Raw genomic sequence first — 17,534 nt, 5'->3', positions numbered from 1 at the left:
ACCAGGGATCGAGCCTAGCAGTCACTGGCCCGCCGCGCCTGTGCCGGATCAGGTTTCAGATCGACTCGTCCTCACGCTTGACCAGTGTCCAACACGGCGTCTGCGCAAAGGTGTAGGTCTGCTGGTCGCTGCTGTCCGGCATACGGATCTGCACCTGCCGCTGCCCATCGGCCAGGGGGCTGATCTGTATTTCGCGGCCCTGGCCGGCCAACGCGGCAGGATCGGGCATCACCGGCCACTCCACATCGGCCAGCGCCAACCGGCTCTCCACCTTGCGCGGTTCCGGCTCGGCCTCCGCATCGATGTAGCTGTCCAGCAGCGGGTCGGCAGTGGCCTTTTCCTGCAGCGCGATCTCATTGCCGAAATGCTTCAGGAATGCATCGAATTCCGGGTGGGGGCATTCACTGCGTGCAGCCACAGGTGTGGGCTCGGCGGCAGTGATCGCCGGCGCCGCTGCGGCAGGCCCAGCTTCGCCCGCTGTCTGCTGCGGCTGCGGCGCAGGCGTGCAGGCAACCAGCACCACGCCACAGGCGAGCATCAGCAGTGCGGCAGAACGGTATCGACACATGGGCTCATCCTGAATCCGGTCCGGTCGCTCCATGCTACCGCGCGCCCTACAATTCCGGCATTCCGCCTGTCCGAGAGTCCTCATGCATCGCCTCCTGCTCCTGATCGGCCTGCTGCTGCCCGCCCTGTGGCCAGCGGTGGCGATGGCCGTCGATGTCCACGAAGGCGATCTGCTGTTTGTCACCGCCGGCCGCAGCGGCCTCAGTGCCGCCATTGACGATGCCACCGGCAAGCAGGGCGCGCCCAGCTTCGATCACGTCGCCCTGGTCGCTTCCACGCCGAAGGGCTGGGAGGTATTGCATGCGGACGAGAAAGGATCGCGCCGGCAATCGCTGGTCGAGTTCCGCCAGGAGGCGCGCGCCAAGCAGCGGCAGATCGTGGTCTATCGCCTGCATGCGCCGCAGCAGGCGGCCATCAAGGATGCCGTCGCCACCGCGCGCACGATGCTGGGCAAGCCGTACAACACGTCGTATGTGTTGAACGAGGACAGCTACTACTGCTCGGACTTCATCGAACGCGTCTTCCGTGCGCACCACGTGTTCGCATTGCAGCCGATGAACTTCCGCAACCCGCAGACCGGGGAGATCGCCCAGCACTGGGTGGATCTGTACCGCGGCATGGGCATGGACGTACCGCAGGATCAGCCCGGCACCAATCCGAACGACATGTCGGCAGCGCCGGTGCTGCAGCGTCTCGGCGTGCTGGAATAAGCAAAGCCCCGCACGGGGCGGGGCTTTGCATCACCGGAGCTGGTGGCGAGGTCACTCTTCCTCGTCCTGCCCACCCTGCTGCTGGTTGCGCTGGTTGCGCTGCTGCTGTTCCTGCTGCTGTTGCTGCTGCTGGTCGCGGCCACGACCCTGCTGCTGATCCTGCTGGTTCTGCTGGCCCTGCTGCTTCTGGTTCGGGTTCTGGTTCTGCTGTGCCATGTCCGATCTCCAAAGCCACTCGCGGAATGCGGTGGACGTGGCCATCGTCTGCAGCGAATGGTTAATCACGCGTGGGTGCGCGGCTACGTCTGCGTGTACGCCTGTGAATGAACGCGCAGAAGCCCTTGTGGCACAAGCGGCTGAAGAATTCATGCGGGTTCGGCATGTGCTCATGCAGTGGTCAGCATGGCGCGCATTCATGGCGTTCTCAGCCGGAAACACGCGCGGAAGGAGGCTGGCTTCCCAACTCACGCAGGCAAGCCAGCCCAGCATTCAGGGCATCACCGGCGGCACATAGGCCAGGGTCATGCCCAGCAGCCACAGCAGGCCCAGCACCAGCGGGATGTGCACCAGCAGCTGGATGAAGGTGAAGCCCACGATGTCGCGTGCCTTCAGGCCCAGTACGCCCAGCAGCGGCAGCATCCAGAACGGATTGATCAGGTTCGGCAGCGCTTCGGCCGCGTTGTAGACCTGCACCGCCCAGCCCAGGTGTGCCTTCAGTTCGTTGGCGGCCTGCATCACGTACGGCGCCTCGATGATCCACTTGCCACCACCGGAGGGCACGAAGAAGCCGAGCACCGCCGAATAAACGCCCATCACCAGCGCGAAGGTATCGGTGCTGGCCACGTGCACGAACAGGCTCGACAGCCGGTGCGCCAGTGTCTGCCCGTCGCCACCGGCAGCGTGGGTGAGGATCATCGCGATGCCACCGTACAGCGGGAACTGGATCAGCACGCCGGTGGTGCTGGGCACCGCCTTGGCCACCGCGTTGAGGAAGCTGCGCGGCCGCCAGTGCAGCAGCAGGCCCAGCGAAATGAACAGGAAGTTGTAGGTGTTGAGGTTGGCGATGGCGGTGACCACCGGCTTGTTGGCGAACTCGTTGAACAGCCAGCCGAACGCCAGCAGCGAGAGCAGCACGGTCAGCAGCGGGCTGTACTCCAGCCATTCGCCCGGGCGCGTGCGGCGCTGCAACGGCTCCGGCTCGGCCTGCGCGGCGCCGGGGAAGTCTTCAGCGGTACGGGCACTGCCGGCGGCCGGGGCGGTCAACCAGGCGATCAGCAGCGAGACCAGGATCAGCACCGCGGTCAGTGCGATCGACTGCCACAGGAAGATGGTTTCGGTGAACGGCAGGACGCCGGTGATCTCGACCAGGCCCGGCGGCATGCTGGCCGGATTGGCCTGCAGCTGTGCGGCCGAGGAACTCAACCCCATCGCCCACACCGCCCCCAGGCCGAGATACGCCGACGCACCGGCCGCGCGGTAGTCCATGCGCAGTTCGGTACGGCGGGCCAGCGCGCGCACCAGCAGGCCACCGAACACCAGCGAGAAGCCCCAGCTGAGCAGCGAAGCGAGCATGCTGACCAGGCCCACGTACACCACCGCACCGCGGCCGGTACGCGGCACCCGGGCGAGGAAATCGATGAAGCGTGCGACCACCGGCGCGGTGGCCACGGCGTAGCCACCGATGACCACGAAGGCCATCTGCATGGTGAAGGGAATCAGGCTCCAGAAACCGTCACCGAAGGCGCTGGCGGTGGCCTGCGGGGTCGAACCGAAGCCCATCGCGGCCAGCGCGACGATGACCACGCCCAGCACCGCGAACACGTACGCATCGGGGAACCACTTTTCCGCCCAGGCGGCCGAGCGCAGCGCTGCGCGCGCCATCCAGCCGTCCTGTACTGCTGCCGTCGAGGCCATCGCCTACCCTCCCAGGTTCGATGGATCGATTCTGGGCGGTGGGGTGCGGCCTGTCAGCCACCTATTGGTCGTAGGTCGCGGAGGAGGGTAGTGCCGGCCGCTGGCCGGCAACCTCGGGATCGCGCACGGGTGCAGCCGGCCAGCGGCCGGCTCTACCAGATCCAAGCATCATCGCAGGTGGTGGAAGGCGGTAGTGCCGGCCGCTGGCCGGCAACCGCAGGATCGCGCACGGGTGCAGCCGGCCAGCGGCCGGCCCTACCTCACCTTGGGCTCAACGCAGTGCCAGATCCACGGCGATGCCGGCAAACAGCGCGGCACCCACCCAGTTGTTGTGCAGGAACGCCTTGAAGCACGGGCCGCGCTCGCGGTTGCGGCAGATCCAGAACTCGTACACCACCAGCGCGGTGGCCACGGCCACGCCGGCCAGATAGTACCCACCCAACCCGCCACGCACGCCGACCAGCGCCATGGTGGCCAGGAACAGCGCGTACAGCACGCCCTGGATGACCAGGTCGAGGTCGCCGAACAGGATCGCGGTGGAGTGCGAGCCCATCTTCAGGTCGTCCTCGCGGTCGACCATGGCGTACCAGGTGTCGTAGGCGGTGGACCACAGGATGTTGCCGGCGTACAGCAGCCAGCCCAGCATCGGCACCTCGCCCTGCACGGCGGCGAAGGCCATCGGGATGCCCCAGCCGAATGACATGCCCAGGTAGACCTGTGGCAGGTGGGTGTAGCGCTTCAGGTACGGGTAGCTGGCGGCCAGGAACACGCCGATGAAACTCAGGCCGATGGTCAGCCCGTTCAGGGTCAGCACCAGGCCGAACGCCACCAGCATCAGCACCGCGAACAGAGCGAGCGCGGCGCGTCCGCTGATCGCGCCGGTGGCCAGCGGACGCGCCTTGGTCCGCTCCACGTGCGGGTCGAGCCAGCGGTCGGCGTAGTCGTTGATGACGCAACCGGCCGAGCGGGTCAGCCACACGCCGGCGGTGAACACGAACAGCGTCCACAGCGGCGGCAGGCCGCCGGCAGCCAGCCACAACGCCCACCAGGTGGGCCACAGCAGCAGCAACGTGCCGATCGGGCGATCAGCACGCATCAGACTCCAGTAATGCCGCCAACGCGGCGTCGCCGGCGACTGCGGCGAAGTGAGGGGGGTATCAGCCATGGCGATAGGATACTCCTGCCCCTCCGGCAGGGCTTTGCCGGTGGGGGGAGATTTGTTCGACGAAACTGGATAGAATGCCGGTCCCGCACCGCTTCATGGCGCTGCGATGCCCGCCCCGGCACTGGCCGACGGCGCGGCGGTTCTACAACGCGCCCGTAGCTCAGCCGGATAGAGTAGTGGCTTCCGAAGCCATTGGTCGGGGGTTCGAATCCCTCCGGGCGCGCCATTTTTCCTTCATTGCCTGTACGCAGCGTCCCAACCGGGCGATGCTGCGAAGTCGCAAGGAATCCGGCTCGCCGCCAGGAATGTCAGGGAATGAACGTTGCCGAGCGATGTTCGCAACCGGCAGCGTCCTGTACCACGATGGAGTAATTCGCGCCCGCGCTGGATGCGCCGGGCAGGAACAGGCCATCACCATCGAACAGAACGCTCTGCTGTTCATCCTGCCCGATCGACACCCCGATCGCTCCCGGTGTGATTTCCTCAAGGATCACGTTGTAAGGCCGCCAGGCATCTTCGCCTGTGCGCCTCATCTCTGCGCGAGCGGTCCTTGAGTTCAACCTGCGTCTCTCATCCACCCACAGCTGAAGCGGCTGACCAGCGTTGTGGCTGACCTGGAAGCGCCCATAGGTCAGCCCGTCGATGCTCTCGGTGCCGATGTAAGTGAATTGGGCCGGCTGACACTTCGTCGTGCGGTTCGGATGCGCCGCACAGGATGTCAGTGCGGCCGCGAGGCAAAAGGCAGTCAGGCGCTTCATGGGTTCGAGGCCTGATGTGGGTGGTTGTCGCGGCGGAATGCGGCGGTGAGGGCAACCAGCACTACGCCCCAGAGCGGCGTGAGCAGCACGACGCTGATCACCGTCAGCGAAACCGGTACGTGCCAGAGCAGCGATGGCCTGAATCCGCTGAATCTGTAGGCTTCCAGTACAAGTACCACGACCTGGGCCAGAAGGCCCGCGAGCAGCCCCAAGCCAGCCCCCTTGGCAAGCCGCCTGAACGTCAGGCGGCCAGCGGCGGGAACCCGTGCGCCAATTCCCAGCAACAGAAGGCTGACGGCATACAGCCAGAAGAAAACCTGATGTGAGTCGAAGGCGTAAAGCGCCCTGCCCACAAAGTGCAGGAACAGCCAGAGTGCTCCACACGACACCGCGTAGGCCAGCCCGTACCGAAGAATCTGCCTCGCTTTCATCTTGTACCTCTCCGAGGCGTGCAGGCCGATCGCGTTCTGTTGTGGAGGAGCGCGGGAGCTCATGCACCTTGCCTCCTGCTTGGCGGCCTACTCACGCAGCCCATCGCGCAGCGCTCGAGAGTACCTGCCTGCCCGAGTCACTGTCGACACCGAACCGGGAAAGCAGTTCGCTGAGTACAGGATCCATGATGTTCATCTAGCTGCACGCACGGTAGAGCCCATTGCGTTGGCCCGATGGTGATCCGTCCTGTAATCCATCCCTGCGTCAGCTCCCTGCCGGCCTACATGCCCCGCAACCTGCCCCAGCTCAAGCCAAGCGGTGCGTGCACCGCGGGGTGATGCCCTCAATCGATCAATGCGCCACAACGGCCAATCGCTCCGCACCCACCATGGATTCGCATGAAAAAGAACAGCCCGTCCCCATCTGGTCTAGCGGTCTACTGTTACGCCTGTGATCGATAGCTCGATCGTCCCGGGAAGCTCTGCTCAAGAGTCATGATTTGACAGGAATCAACCGGCCTTCCCAAGCGCCCTCTACTAGAAGTGCAATCTTCTGCGCCGACAGAGGCCTCAATGAAGACCACGGTGTCGCCAAGCCGCTCAACAGCTGCAATCTATGCCCCCGCCCGCAAACACACCAACAGAGCGCTCGCAAATTAAATTCCCACTTCCCTATTCCCACCTCAGACCCACACACATAAGAATCTTCAAAGCGCTCCTGAACACCCTCCGAAGACCTTGGCAGGCCTCTTACTCAGGCTCACAGCAACCACTCGATGCACTTGCTCCCCACAACTTCCCATTACCCCGTACAAGATGAGAATTCCATTGTCATTTATGTAGCCGACAAAACTCCCGCCTCCTGCACCCCAGGCCGCTCTGACGAGATAAACAGTCTCCCCCTCTGCCGGCACTAACCCATTCAACTGTAGTGGCGCGAATTTCTCAGCCGCATCCGATGCTTGGATGATGCTCAAGTTCTGATCGAGCATCCACTGAGCAATCGATTTTTCGCTCTGCGGATTCAAGGTGGCCAAGCGGTCACTTCGAAGTGTCGTCGAGTTCCCAGGAATGATCTCATCCGATGAAACGTCCACCCAATCTGAGTTCCATTCAATGTGTTTGATCTGGCTAGTGCCACAGCCTCCGAGCAATGGAAGAAGGAGCGCAGCCACGCGTAGACTCACCATCATTTGCACCCCAACCGCTTCTTGATAGCATCCCGAACCCTATCGTCTGGAACGCCAAGATGCTCTGCCATGATGTTTCCCTCCCACCCCGGAACGGGCTTGGTAGAACGAGATGGCGCCTGCGACACCACATCGTACATATCAAAACGACCATCGTACTTGAATTTCATCAAATGCCCTGCTTCGTGCGCAGCCGTCCACTCAGTGTTTCCTGCATACCATTTACCGACACTGCCTCCAGTTACGGTCGCCCCCTCCCCAGCGGAACCTCAACACGGTTTAACCGACCTTTCTCCGGCTGGCTAGCAGTCACTGTAAATCCGGGCGCAGACCAGGTCGATTCAATTGCATTTATCATTTTTCTCAAAGTCTCAGGAGTAGCTCCCTCACCACTGAAGCGAATAGGGATGTCGATATGAACTCCACCGTCCACGCAAGTGCAATTGGCCAGCAGTCCGAGCGGATCAACCGCCTGCACTGGATCAGCTGATACATAGGAGAAGGTAGATACCCCTCCGTCGAATCCCATCGGATCACTCTGCGAATAGCGCCCCGCTGCCGGGTCATACTCCCGCTGGTAGTTGTAGAACAACCCACTCGCATCCGTGGCCTGCTGGCCCGGGAATCGTAGCGCCAGCTCGAACGCCCCACCATCCCCATCCGGATCAGCGTTCGGAATCTGGTTGCCGAACACCTCGCTCTTGTTGTTCCACTCCCAGATCGCCGCATCGCGCATCGGATCGATCACCACGCGCGGCGTACTCAGATGATCCGGCTGCACGTAGGCCAGCTGCGGAACACCGGTACTCGGCACATTGATCAGCGCCACCGGATAGTTGTCCAACCAGATGGCCTGCAACTGCGCCTGGCCCGTGGCCGAGTAGTTGCCCAGCCATTGCCCCGCCTCGTCATACAGGGTGATCTGAGCCGCACCACCGGCAGGGGTCCGCAGCACGCGCTCGCCGCGATGGTTGTAGGCGTAGCTCTCCAGTACAGCATCGCCCTGCTTCACCGCGTTCATGCGGTTGGCATCGTTGTAGGTGAACGTCTTGCTGCCGATGCTGCTGGTATTGCCCGCTGCGTCATGGGTACGCGCCTCGCCATCCACCGCAGTCAGGCGATGGCTGCTTGCGGGATAGGTGTAGCTGGCGGTGCTTGCCGACGTGGTCAGCGCGGTACGATTGCCGGTGGCGTCATACGCATAGGTTTCAATCGGCGTGCCGGTCGTGCCGTCCTGGGTCTGGGTCAGGCGGCCCAGAGCGTCGTAGGCGTACTTGGCCAGCACCGTCGAGCATGTGCCGTTCTTCAGTTCAGAGGTCGTTGCGGCCGATTGAGTCCAAGGATGGCAATTCTACGATTCCGTACCCGCGCAACGCACCGCGTTTTTGGCGTGAATTACCATGGCAGGAGCGAGGACCAAGAGTGCAAACACTATTACAACTGTCAGGGCCAGCCACCATTTATTGCCTGTAACCGCAAGCACGAAGGTAATGCAGCGATGACGGCCAGTACATGAGCATAGAGTAGAAGAAGCACATATCTGTACAGACTCGATGCCGAATCCGCAACGCCCGCAATACTTCCGCACCGACCTGTTAAGTGAATTGAATGTAGAGAAGCTCTGTTCACGTGCCCCGCAGGAGGAGCACGTGAATGAAAGTATCGACCTCACCGGCAAACCTCCTCGCCAACTATTGCCGCCGCTGCGACAGCATCAGGATGCTGATAGGTAACTCTAAAGGATGAACATAGACAGCGAGCCGGATACCGGGATCCTTACCGCTGGTGAAAATATACAACTGACACCGAAACCCGAGGCAGCGCGGCTCAGTAGCTGTACGGGATACTTGGATGCTACTGCACTGACTGCCGTCGCGGTCTGACCAGGGGGCGAGGATACCTGGGAGAGCACGGCGTTCAGTTGAGTATGGGTACTGATTGCTTCCTGTTGAGTCCCTTGGCCCCACCAGTGTTCTCGTCCAGTGAGAGCTGCCGCACGCCACACGGGCCCGATGCGGATGTTATGGAACACACGCCGCACATGCGGCGTGTGCTACCGAACAATGGCGATCATGGAGGTAGCGTTCGAGAAGAATCAGCTCGGGTCCGACGCACGGGATGCTAGGGCAGACGGAGCAAACGTAGAGACCCGATGTGGATGGGGCTAGTTCTCCCATAGATGTGTCTTCTTGACCCGCCATACTCCTTCCTCTTTTCTCAAGAACACATCTGCGTTCTTTCCTGTCGGAGGGAATCCGATTTCCATGAAAGCAGCATCGTCATCAAAGTACAACTTCTCAATGGCAATGAATGGCGAAGTGCGATCATATGACGACGACTTTACGAACTGAAATCTCCCGCCGTTGGCTTCGCACAACGGCAATGAAGATGACGATTCATCGCCATCCCATAGAACGTTTATCCGTGAAGATCCCCATCCATCTCCTCCGTATGCAGAAAGCGCTGAATCCGAGGATGCCGCCTGGATGATTGCCACCGGATCATGACTACACGGAGCACCTCTTTCACTGGATGACTTTGCGCATCCAAATAGGGTAAATGCAATTATCAAGCACAAGCCAACGCGAAAGAGGTTAGTGTGAAGCAGGCCTTCTGATCCCATAGACATACTCTTCATAGCTCCAACCCTCCTCGCCCTTGTACTGATTTTTGTTCCAGAAATACTCCGAGAAGTGAACCAACTCGTGCTCCAGTGTTCTTTCCAGCTTCTGCAGGAGTTCTGGGCTTCGGTCACCCGATTCGAAGCGGTCAAAATAGGTCTCATGAATAAATATCTCACCCGAGCCAGGCGCGTAACTACCATCGTCATGCCTCATGTATTTTGGCGTAATGACTGGCCCATCGCATTTCGATAGAAGCTGATCAAGATGCCCCTGTCCGATGTTTCCGTATCGCTGGAATCCATCATATTTGCGACTGGTCATTCGATCTTTCGTTCCATTCAAGAATTCCGTCGTCGCGGGGTACTTCTTGCTGACCCACGAGTGATAGCGGAGAAGTCCTAATGGATCGACAAAGTCTAACGGATCATTTCCTGTGTACGCGTAGATTGAAGCTCCGCCTCTCAAACCGATCGGATCACTCTGCGAATACCGCCCCACCGCCGGGTCGTACTCGCGCTGGTAGTTGTAGAACAACCCACTCGAATCCGTCGCCTGCTGGCCGGGGAAGCGCAACGCCAGCTCGAACGCCACACCATCGCCATCGGGATCGGCACTCGGAATCTGGTTGCCGAACACCTCGCTCCTGTTGTTCCACTCCCAGATCGCGACATCACTCACCGGATCAATCACCACGCGCGGTGTGCCCAGATGATCTGGTTGGACGTAGGCAAGTTCCGGCACGCCGGTGCCCGGCACTTTGATCAGCGCCACCGGGTAGTTATCCAGCCAGATGGCCTGCTGTTGCGCCTGCCCCGTGGCCGAGTAGTTGCCCAGCCACTGCCCGGCCTCATCGTACAGCGTGATCTGAGCTGCGCCACCGGCTGGAGTACGCAGCACGCGCTCGCCGCGATGGTTGTAACCGTAGCTTTCCAGCACGGCATCGCCCTGCTTCACCGCGTTCATGCGGTTGGCATCGCTGTAGGTGAAGGTCTTGCTGCCGATGCTGGTGGTATTGCCCGCTGCGTCATGGGTGCGCGCTTCGCCATCCACCGCAGTCAGGCGATGGCTGGTTGCGGGGTAGGTGTAGCTGGCGGTGCCTGCCGAGGTGGTCAGCGAAGCGCGATTACCGGTGGCGTCATACGCGTAGGTTTCGATCGGCGTGCCAGTCGCGCCGTCCTGGGTCTGGGTCAGGCGGCCCAGCGTGTCGCAATCGCAATTGGCCCGCGGGACAGAGCATAGCGCAATGGCTTCAGACCAACGGAAGAGGATCAGCGCATAATCCAGATCACGATCAGGGGAATCAGCGATATGAGATACACAAGGAACGAGAACCAGAACACCAAGAGGAACAACTTGCGCACTCCTGATGCGCCGTTATGAACCCGCTTCCATCCGCAGATCGGATACTTGGTTAAGAAATGATCTCGCTCCAGGATCGCAGGTCTGCCAAGGGTGTCCCACAGTTCAGGGGAGTTTCTCCTTAACTCCCAAACCAGAAAAATTCGCGAAACGAAAGCTATCAACAACGTTGCGATAGCGAGCATGCAAAGGGCTTCAAAAACTGATTCTAATGACATTCGCAGTCGCTCCAGGTAACTCCATTCCCCATGAATCTGGTGGTCACGCTGATGGCGCCTGTGGCAGCATCGCTGGCCTCGGAATAGGCATACTGGGTGACAACGCCTCGGCGATCGGTCACCGACTGCAGCCGGCGCCGGAAATCGGTGCCCTCGGGCAGATAGGTGCGACTGATGCTGCCGTTGCTCTCGGTGACGCCGTTGACCTTGCGCGGAAGGCCGCTGGCGCCGCTGGCGGTCAATGCGTAGGTGCTCTGCTTGCCCAGTGCGTCGGTGACGATCGTGGTGCCTGCCAGGGTGTACTCCAGGCGCACGCCATCAATGCCCACGTCGGCCTGACTGCAATCGCCGGAATGGCGGCTGCAGGTGACCCGCCCCTTGGCGTCGTAGCCGTACCAGCTGTAACGCTGGTTGCCCTCGGCGGTAATGCCGGTCAGGTAGCCCGGGAAGCGGGCGTCCTCATAGTGATACGTGCGGCTGGCACCGTCTGCGTAGGTCGCACTGATCAATTCCCCGGCCGGGGAATAGGCGTAGCTCACCACGGGCTGGCCGGCGATCACCAGGGCCGGGATCAGCGAATCGTCACCCGGCGCGAGATACTGGACGTCCACGCGCCGGCCGGTTGAATGGGTGATGCTGAGCAGGCGGCCACGGCTGTCGTGTGCATAGGTTAGCGAGGTTCCGTCTTCGAAATCGCGGCGCTGCATCAGGCCGCCGGCATCGAACTGAATGCGCTCCTGAGCCCGCGACAACAACCATAGGCTCCCCTGTTGAGCCACGCGGTCCCCACTGCCATCCATTGCCTCATACACCGCTCCCACCTTCTTGAAGGCGAGCTGGCCACCCTCAGCGTCAATCAAACCCACCTGGACTTCCGAACTCGGTGGAAAGTCCGTGTCGTCAACGCCGAGCGTCAGGCGAATATTGTGCGAGTGCGTCCATCCTTGGCCCATGGCTCCGCCGCTGGTGCCGGTCAAGGAATGATACTGGCGATCGAAGCGGACCCACCCGAGATCAAGGTCCGCTTCCGGCTGAGACTTGTCGCCGGTGGTGGGTTCGCACGGATTACCGACTTTGCACTCCTGCGGCGGCAAAGGAGAAGTCCAGTACGCCAGCAGCATTGCCATGCTTGGGTCGTCCTGCTGGATCAGGGCACACATGCCCAGGTTCTCGTCCCACATCATCGGGGGGTGATTCATGCATTTTGCGGTTCTACTCCGATAGGCGTGTTCCCAAAAGACCAGCTCCGAGCAGGCCTTGGTCCCCTCGTAGTAACTGTTTTTGACGAATTTATAGCGTTTGCTCTCGTTGATGACGCTGCCGTCATCTCCCACTCCAAGCCCGCCAACCTCCTCCCAGGCCTCTTCAGTCATGACGGTGGCAGCGCACCGCGGATCGCTCGCATTCTTCGACAGGAACATGCTGCGGACGGCATCCTCCGTGGCGTACTTCTGATGGTTCTGCTCATACACCCAATCCGTGGTGACGATCTTCTCGGGCTTGACGCGATAGTCATAGATCGTCTTGTTAGGAAGGGCCCTCTGGCGCTTGACCTCCCAAACGAAAGGCTTATCGACCTCATACTCGGCGAAGAAGGCCCGTATGTCTTTCTGGACAGCCGCCTCCGTGGAACGGGGCTCTCCCATCGAGAAGTAGCTTTCCCATTTCTTCTCGATCTCCTGCGCCTGCACGCTGGACGTCGAGCACGCCAGCACGAACAGCGCCAGACTGATGAGCGAAGTGCCAGAGTTTGCCTTCAACATCCCTGTTCTCCTTCCTGGACGGACACAGCGCCGGCGGGAACGAGAACGTGGGGCAGCAGCCTCCTCACGTCATGCTTCGGATCGTCCCTGGTCCGGAATGCGGCGTGGCCGCATGGGGACGTTATCTCCGATGTGGTTTACACATCCAAGTCAAAAACTGTGGAATGAGTCGAATTTCAGAACTTTCTGATGCGGGGGGGGCGTGTCGGAAATGCAGCCAAGCGTGGGCTCGGCTCTACAAGGCGAATGCCCCAGAAACAGAAACGCCGGGCATCGCCCGGCGTTTCCGTCACCGCATGGAAGGGGTAAATCTCAGTATTTCCCATCAAACGCAAAGATCGGCTTGCGCTGCTTCCACGCGCCAGCAGTAAAGTCCGGGAACTCCAGGGTCTGGAAGCTGTTGGCGATCGACTGCTCGCTCAACGGGGTAATCGCACTCCAGGTCACCGCATCGTAGATATCGATCGGCATCGGAGCCTTCGCCTTCAGCGCCTCAACAAAGGCATGAATGACGAACCAGTCCATGCCACCATGCCCTGCACTCGCGGCGGTGTCGGCGTTCTGCTTCCACAGCGGGTGCTCGTACTCGTCCTGGTACTTCTTGAACTCTTCCCACTGGTGCGGCGGGCTGCGGCCTTCGATGTGGATCGAATGGTTCACGTCCATCCAGAGGCCCTTGGTGCCCTGCACGCGGAAGCCCATCGAGTACGGGCGCGGCAGCGAAGTGTCGTGCTGCAGCAGGATGGTCTCGCCGTTCTCGCAGGCCAGCGTGGTGGTGACGATGTCGCCCAGCTTGAACTTCACCTTGGTGCTGGGGTGGGTGGTGCCACCACTCTTGGCAACGGTGTACTCGTGCAGGCCACGCGCCTTGGTCGCGAAGGCATTGATATGGGTGAAGCGGTTGCCACGGTTGATGCCGGTGTACATCGCGCACGGGCCGATGCCGTGGCTGGGGTACAGCTCGCCGTTGCGTTCCACCGAATGCTCGGTGCGCCAGCGTGCTTCGCTCCAGCCCTTGGGGCCGAATTCCACGCCGCTGTCGTAGGGCTGGTTCGGGTCGCCGGAATTGAACTTCACCCCGCGCAGGTCATGCTGGTAGCCGGCCTGCAGATGCACCAGCTCGCCGAACAGGCCCTGGCGCACCATCTGCAGCGCGGCCATCACGTCGCGGCGGTAACAGACGTTCTCCAGCAGCATGTACGGGGTGCCCGTGCTCAGCTGGGTCTTCAGCACGTCCCAGTGGTCCTGCAGGGTGATGCCGGCCACCACTTCGCAGCCCACGGCCACGCCGGCCTGCATGGCGGCGATCGCCATCGGTGCGTGGTACTCCCACGGCGTGGCGATGATCACGCCATCGATGCCCTTCTGTTCCAGCAGGCGCTTCCAGGCGTTGGTATCGCGGTCCTGGCCGTAGGTCTTCGGGGCCGGCTTGCCGGCCTTGGCCACCATGTCCATGGCACGGCCGAGCATGATCGGTTCGATGTCGCACAGCGCGACCACCTCGACATCGTCGCGGCGCACCAGCTCCTTCAGCAGCACAAGGCCACGCATGCCGGTGCCGATCATGGCCAGGCGCACTTTGCGCCCGCGTGCCCACGCCGGGGTCTGCGGCAGCAGGCTGCTGGCGGCGACAGCGGCACTGGCCGCGATGAATTCCCTACGCTTCATGGCAAACATCTCTCCTCTTGGCAGCGAGCCGGCCGTAGCCGGCCCGCCGGGTCACGCAAACGGAATTACTTGAAACGGTAGCCGATGGTCACACTGTAACCACGACCGAAGATGGTGGCGTAGTCACTGGAGTCACGCAGGAAGCTGTTCGGATCGTAGAACGGCAGGCGGTTGAACAGGTTCTTGACAGTGAAGCTCAGGTTCCACGCATCATCCGGGCGCCAGGTGACACTCATGTTGGCAGTCCACCACGACGGCGCACCATCGCACTTGCTCTTCTGCAGGGCCAGGTAGCCGCCGGTGCAGGTTTCCTTGTTGTTGCTCACCTCATCAACCTGGTCGGTGGCCCACTTGGTGCCGCCCACGTAGTTGACGAACATGCTGGTGGTCACCTGCTTGTAGGTCCAGTCGGCATTGAGCGTGGCACGCAGGCGCGGGTTGTTGTAGTAGCCCACCACGTCGCCGTAGTACCAGCCGTTCTCCGCGTCCATGTAGAAGCGGTTGCGGTTGGCGATGGTGGCGGCCAGGCCGATATTCAGGTTGCCCCAGTCGCCCAGCGAGAAGCGGCTGCGCGCATCGATGTCGAAGCCGTCGATCAGGGTCTTGCCACGGTTCTTGTACTGGCCCACCACGCTGGCCACGTTGCCGGCCGAATAGCCCGGCAGCACCGATGGGCAGCTCACGCCACTGGCCGGGTCGGCACACATGGCCGCCAGCTGCGCCAGGTTGGCGCGGTCGCTGTCGGTGATCGGCGAGCGCGACATCGAGATGATGTCTTCCATGCGGCGATAGTCCGGCGCGACGATTTCGTTGTTGCGGTAGATGAACCAGTAGTCGGCCGACACCGACAGCCAGCTCGCCGGCTCGTAGACGAAGCCGAGGGTGGCGATCTTCGCCTTCTCCGGCTTCAGGTCCTTGTTCGGCTGGGTCATGCGGGCCACGGTGCGGCTGCAGTCGACGTTCAGCATGTTCTTGCCGAGGTCGACATCACCCGGCCGCTGCGACTTCAGCAACAGGTTGGCGATGGCGTTGGTCTCGTTGCAGCGCAGCTCGTCGCGGAAGCCGCCCAGCTGGGCGAACACGCCGCCATTGCCGGACTCGGCCAGGCTCGGTGCACGGAAGCCGGTGGAGTAGGTACCGCGCAGCATCAGCTGGTCGAACGCCTGGTACTTGAAGCCGATCTTCGGTGCCACGTTGGCGCTGAAGTTCGGGTACTTGTCCACGCGCACCGCCGCATCCAGTTCCAGCTTGTCGGTGATCGGCGCCACGGTTTCGGCGAACAGCGCGTAGGTGTTGCGCTTGCCGTCAAACCAGGAACCGCCCTGCTGGGTGATCAGACCGTTGGCGGCGTCGACGTTGCCCGGAGTGTAGAAGGTTTCGCGGCTGGCGTTGAAGCCGAATGCCGCCCGCATCTCACCGGCCGGCAGCTGGAACAGCGGGCCTTCGATCTTGCCGTCGAGGGTGTGCAGGCGGGTCCACGACTGGATGTCGAAGGTCGGGAACGCTTCACGGATCAGCGCGGCGTTGGCTTCGCTGATCTCGCCGAACTTGTACGCCGGATGGTCGGAGATGATCACGCGGCCGGTGCCCGGATCGATCGTGTACGGGCCGAAGGCCTTTTCGAAGCCCTTGGTGTTGACGTTGATCGTCTGGTAGGTGGTGGAGTGGGTGCCGGCGCTGGCGAACGCGGTTTCCCAGTTCCAGTCGCCCCGGTTGCCACGCGCACCGGCCAGCACGCGGTAGCTCTTGTCGGTATTGCGCTGGCCGAAATAGTTCGGGCCGGCATCCTGCAGCAGGTAATTCAGGCCGACCACACCGCCCATCATCGCCTTCATCTGCGGGCTGGCGTGGTTGTACTCGTTGTTCGGGCCCAGGAACGGGTACAGGAACTGGTTGACGGTGTTGCCGGTATTGCGCGAGAACCAGCTGGTCGGGTTGCCGGTGGTGGTGCCGTAGGTGCGCGGCGTGCCGCCGTTGGCGCGCAGGTCGATGTCGGTGTAGGTCGCCTCGGCGAAGATCTCGGTGCTGTCACCGACCAGGAAGGTGCCGTTGAGGTAGGCGGTGTTGCGCTCGGACTTGGCACCGGCGTCGATCTCGTTGTTCATCCAGGTTTCCCAGACGCAACGCGGACCGGCCGCTTCACTGGTCAGCACGTTCCTGCAACCCGGCGCAGCTTCCTGCACACGGCGGCCGGTGACTGGATCGAAGGCGAAGTAAGTGCCCGGATTGAATTCACCCGGCTTGCTGCCCACGCCCAGGCGCAGGTTGTTGAGGTAGTTCGGATTGTTGACGTAGTACTGGTCGGGCCGCTTGTCGTAGAAATCGCTCAGCGGGATCGCGTCGCGGCGGTACATGTTCACCGCGCCGTAGATGTTGAAGCGGTTCTCGGCCAGGTCACCGAAGCCGGCGGTGATGCTGGCCTGGCGTTCGCCGTAGGAGTCGATGCGCGAAGAGGTGTCGTTGGTGAAGCTGACCTCGGCCCCCTGGAAGTTGCGCTTGGTGATCACGTTGATCACGCCGGCCACCGCGTCGGTGCCGTACACCGCCGAGGCGCCGTCGGTCAGCACTTCCATGCGCTCGATGGCCGCGGCCGGAATCGCATCGATGTTGACGAACTGGGTCTGGAAGCCGGCCGGTGCACCGTAGTACGACAGGCGGCGACCGTTCAGCAGCACCAGCGTGCCCTGGGCACCAAGGCCACGCAGATTGGCCTGCGAGGCACCATCGGAACCGGTGAACAGCGAACGCGCGTCCTGCTGCGCCGGGCGGGCGGCCGGCAGGTTGTCGAGCACCTGCAGCAGCGTGCGCGCCCCCATGTTCTGGATGTCCTGCTTGCTGATCACCTGCACCGGCGAGGCGGTTTCCACGTCGGTGCGGCGGATGTTGGAACCGGTGACCTCGATGCGGGCCAGGTCGGTGGCCTTGTCCTTGCTCTCCTGGGCGAAGGCAGGAACGGCGACCGACAGCAGCACGCCGGCGATGGCCAGCGACAGCGGAGCGATCGAACGACAGGGGGGGCGGTGGTGGCGGGCGGGCAACATCGGGGTTCTCTCCTGGCAGGGGTGCAGCGCAATAAGTGAGCGCGTGGGCGTTCGGCGGGCAAAACGCTCCCGGGCCACGGCCACGAGGGCCGTAGTCGGAATGGGCGGGGGGAGGAGCGGTGTTAC

The 17,534-nt window shown here is 62.1% G+C and carries 13 protein-coding genes, 1 tRNA gene and 3 pseudogenes; 2 read left to right on the top strand and 15 right to left on the bottom strand.

Annotated elements, in window-relative coordinates; translation table 11 throughout:
• Positions 1–55: 55 nt before the first annotated feature.
• Positions 56–568 carry a hypothetical protein gene (locus AC5P9L_RS19380; RefSeq protein WP_111117764.1) on the bottom strand — a complete coding sequence of 171 codons (513 nt, stop codon included), beginning with the start codon at positions 566–568 and terminating at the stop codon, positions 56–58.
• Between the two features lie 82 nt (positions 569–650).
• On the opposite strand from AC5P9L_RS19380, the gene AC5P9L_RS19375 reads away from it, so the two are divergent.
• The gene (locus AC5P9L_RS19375) at positions 651–1,277 is read left to right on the top strand and encodes a YiiX/YebB-like N1pC/P60 family cysteine hydrolase (RefSeq protein WP_099484241.1); all 627 of its coding nucleotides are present in this window, start codon (positions 651–653) and stop codon (positions 1,275–1,277) included.
• 51 nt (positions 1,278–1,328) lie between these two features.
• Here the strand turns inward: AC5P9L_RS19375 and AC5P9L_RS19370 are convergent, their stop codons facing one another.
• The 3 genes from AC5P9L_RS19370 to ubiA all read right to left on the bottom strand — a co-directional run bounded on the left by AC5P9L_RS19370 (position 1,329) and on the right by ubiA (position 4,356).
• Entirely contained in the window at positions 1,329–1,493 is a 165-nt protein-coding gene (locus AC5P9L_RS19370) for a hypothetical protein (RefSeq protein WP_005414774.1), read from the bottom strand.
• A gap of 273 nt (positions 1,494–1,766) precedes the next feature.
• On the bottom strand, positions 1,767–3,191 hold the full coding sequence (locus AC5P9L_RS19365; RefSeq protein ID WP_005411492.1) for a short-chain fatty acid transporter: 1,425 nt from the start codon (positions 3,189–3,191) through the stop codon (positions 1,767–1,769).
• Positions 3,192–3,462: 271 nt separating this feature from the next.
• Positions 3,463–4,356, bottom strand: coding sequence for a 4-hydroxybenzoate octaprenyltransferase (gene ubiA / locus AC5P9L_RS19360; RefSeq protein WP_005411493.1), 894 nt, complete (start codon positions 4,354–4,356; stop codon positions 3,463–3,465).
• A gap of 149 nt (positions 4,357–4,505) precedes the next feature.
• Here ubiA and AC5P9L_RS19355 point away from each other — a divergent pair.
• Positions 4,506–4,582: transfer RNA gene (locus tag AC5P9L_RS19355), tRNA-Arg, on the top strand.
• A gap of 82 nt (positions 4,583–4,664) precedes the next feature.
• Here AC5P9L_RS19355 and AC5P9L_RS19350 read toward each other — a convergent pair.
• The 11 genes and pseudogenes from AC5P9L_RS19350 to AC5P9L_RS19300 form a co-directional block, all read right to left on the bottom strand.
• Positions 4,665–5,114, bottom strand: a complete 450-nt coding sequence (locus tag AC5P9L_RS19350; RefSeq protein ID WP_043034236.1) for a hypothetical protein — start codon at positions 5,112–5,114, stop codon at positions 4,665–4,667.
• Positions 5,111–5,608, bottom strand: coding sequence for a hypothetical protein (locus AC5P9L_RS19345; RefSeq protein WP_223846447.1), 498 nt, complete (start codon positions 5,606–5,608; stop codon positions 5,111–5,113). The genes AC5P9L_RS19350 and AC5P9L_RS19345 overlap by 4 nt, the downstream gene beginning before the upstream one ends.
• Positions 5,609–6,252: 644 nt before the next feature.
• Complete coding sequence (locus AC5P9L_RS19340; protein WP_223846448.1) at positions 6,253–6,720, bottom strand: hypothetical protein; 468 nt, start codon at positions 6,718–6,720, stop codon at positions 6,253–6,255.
• Positions 6,721–6,734: 14 nt separating this feature from the next.
• Positions 6,735–6,905 carry a hypothetical protein gene (locus AC5P9L_RS19335; protein WP_154329644.1) on the bottom strand — a complete coding sequence of 57 codons (171 nt, stop codon included), beginning with the start codon at positions 6,903–6,905 and terminating at the stop codon, positions 6,735–6,737.
• 281 nt (positions 6,906–7,186) lie between these two features.
• Positions 7,187–8,050, bottom strand: a pseudogene (locus tag AC5P9L_RS19330) (RHS repeat-associated core domain-containing protein); the annotation flags it as partial.
• Between the two features lie 1,279 nt (positions 8,051–9,329).
• A pseudogene (locus AC5P9L_RS19325) lies at positions 9,330–9,716 on the bottom strand (hypothetical protein); the annotation flags it as partial.
• A 36-nt stretch (positions 9,717–9,752) separates the two neighbouring features.
• Positions 9,753–10,565, bottom strand: a pseudogene (locus AC5P9L_RS19320) (RHS repeat-associated core domain-containing protein); the annotation flags it as partial.
• Positions 10,566–10,627: 62 nt separating this feature from the next.
• A complete protein-coding gene (locus tag AC5P9L_RS19315) occupies positions 10,628–10,903 on the bottom strand; it encodes a hypothetical protein (RefSeq protein WP_049418016.1) in 276 nt (91 codons plus the stop codon).
• A 23-nt stretch (positions 10,904–10,926) separates the two neighbouring features.
• Positions 10,927–12,699: a DUF6531 domain-containing protein gene (locus AC5P9L_RS19310; RefSeq protein ID WP_279915665.1), complete on the bottom strand. Its 1,773-nt coding sequence runs from the start codon at positions 12,697–12,699 to the stop codon at positions 10,927–10,929.
• A 312-nt stretch (positions 12,700–13,011) separates the two neighbouring features.
• A complete protein-coding gene (locus AC5P9L_RS19305; protein ID WP_005411496.1) occupies positions 13,012–14,367 on the bottom strand; it encodes a Gfo/Idh/MocA family protein in 1,356 nt (451 codons plus the stop codon).
• 65 nt (positions 14,368–14,432) lie between these two features.
• Positions 14,433–17,408 (bottom strand): TonB-dependent receptor, encoded by a 2,976-nt coding sequence (locus tag AC5P9L_RS19300; protein WP_059035741.1) that lies wholly within the window; start codon positions 17,406–17,408, stop codon positions 14,433–14,435.
• Positions 17,409–17,534 lie beyond the last annotated feature (126 nt).

The sequence above is a fragment of the Stenotrophomonas sp. YJH_SMC_64 genome (assembly GCF_059371375.1).
The sequence above is the reverse complement of the archived record's forward strand: the minus strand, read 5'-3'. Positions and strand labels throughout refer to the sequence as shown.

Coding starts and splice junctions, on each gene's coding strand:
- AC5P9L_RS19380 (WP_111117764.1), bottom strand. CDS start 568: ATGTGTCGATACCGTTCTGCCGCACTGCTGATGCTCGCCTGTGGCGTG.
- AC5P9L_RS19375 (WP_099484241.1), top strand. CDS start 651: ATGCATCGCCTCCTGCTCCTGATCGGCCTGCTGCTGCCCGCCCTGTGG.
- AC5P9L_RS19370 (WP_005414774.1), bottom strand. CDS start 1,493: ATGGCACAGCAGAACCAGAACCCGAACCAGAAGCAGCAGGGCCAGCAG.
- AC5P9L_RS19365 (WP_005411492.1), bottom strand. CDS start 3,191: ATGGCCTCGACGGCAGCAGTACAGGACGGCTGGATGGCGCGCGCAGCG.
- ubiA (WP_005411493.1), bottom strand. CDS start 4,356: ATGGCTGATACCCCCCTCACTTCGCCGCAGTCGCCGGCGACGCCGCGT.
- AC5P9L_RS19350 (WP_043034236.1), bottom strand. CDS start 5,114: ATGAAGCGCCTGACTGCCTTTTGCCTCGCGGCCGCACTGACATCCTGT.
- AC5P9L_RS19345 (WP_223846447.1), bottom strand. CDS start 5,608: ATGAGCTCCCGCGCTCCTCCACAACAGAACGCGATCGGCCTGCACGCC.
- AC5P9L_RS19335 (WP_154329644.1), bottom strand. CDS start 6,905: ATGAAATTCAAGTACGATGGTCGTTTTGATATGTACGATGTGGTGTCG.
- AC5P9L_RS19315 (WP_049418016.1), bottom strand. CDS start 10,903: ATGCTCGCTATCGCAACGTTGTTGATAGCTTTCGTTTCGCGAATTTTT.
- AC5P9L_RS19310 (WP_279915665.1), bottom strand. CDS start 12,699: ATGTTGAAGGCAAACTCTGGCACTTCGCTCATCAGTCTGGCGCTGTTC.
- AC5P9L_RS19305 (WP_005411496.1), bottom strand. CDS start 14,367: ATGAAGCGTAGGGAATTCATCGCGGCCAGTGCCGCTGTCGCCGCCAGC.
- AC5P9L_RS19300 (WP_059035741.1), bottom strand. CDS start 17,408: ATGTTGCCCGCCCGCCACCACCGCCCCCCCTGTCGTTCGATCGCTCCG.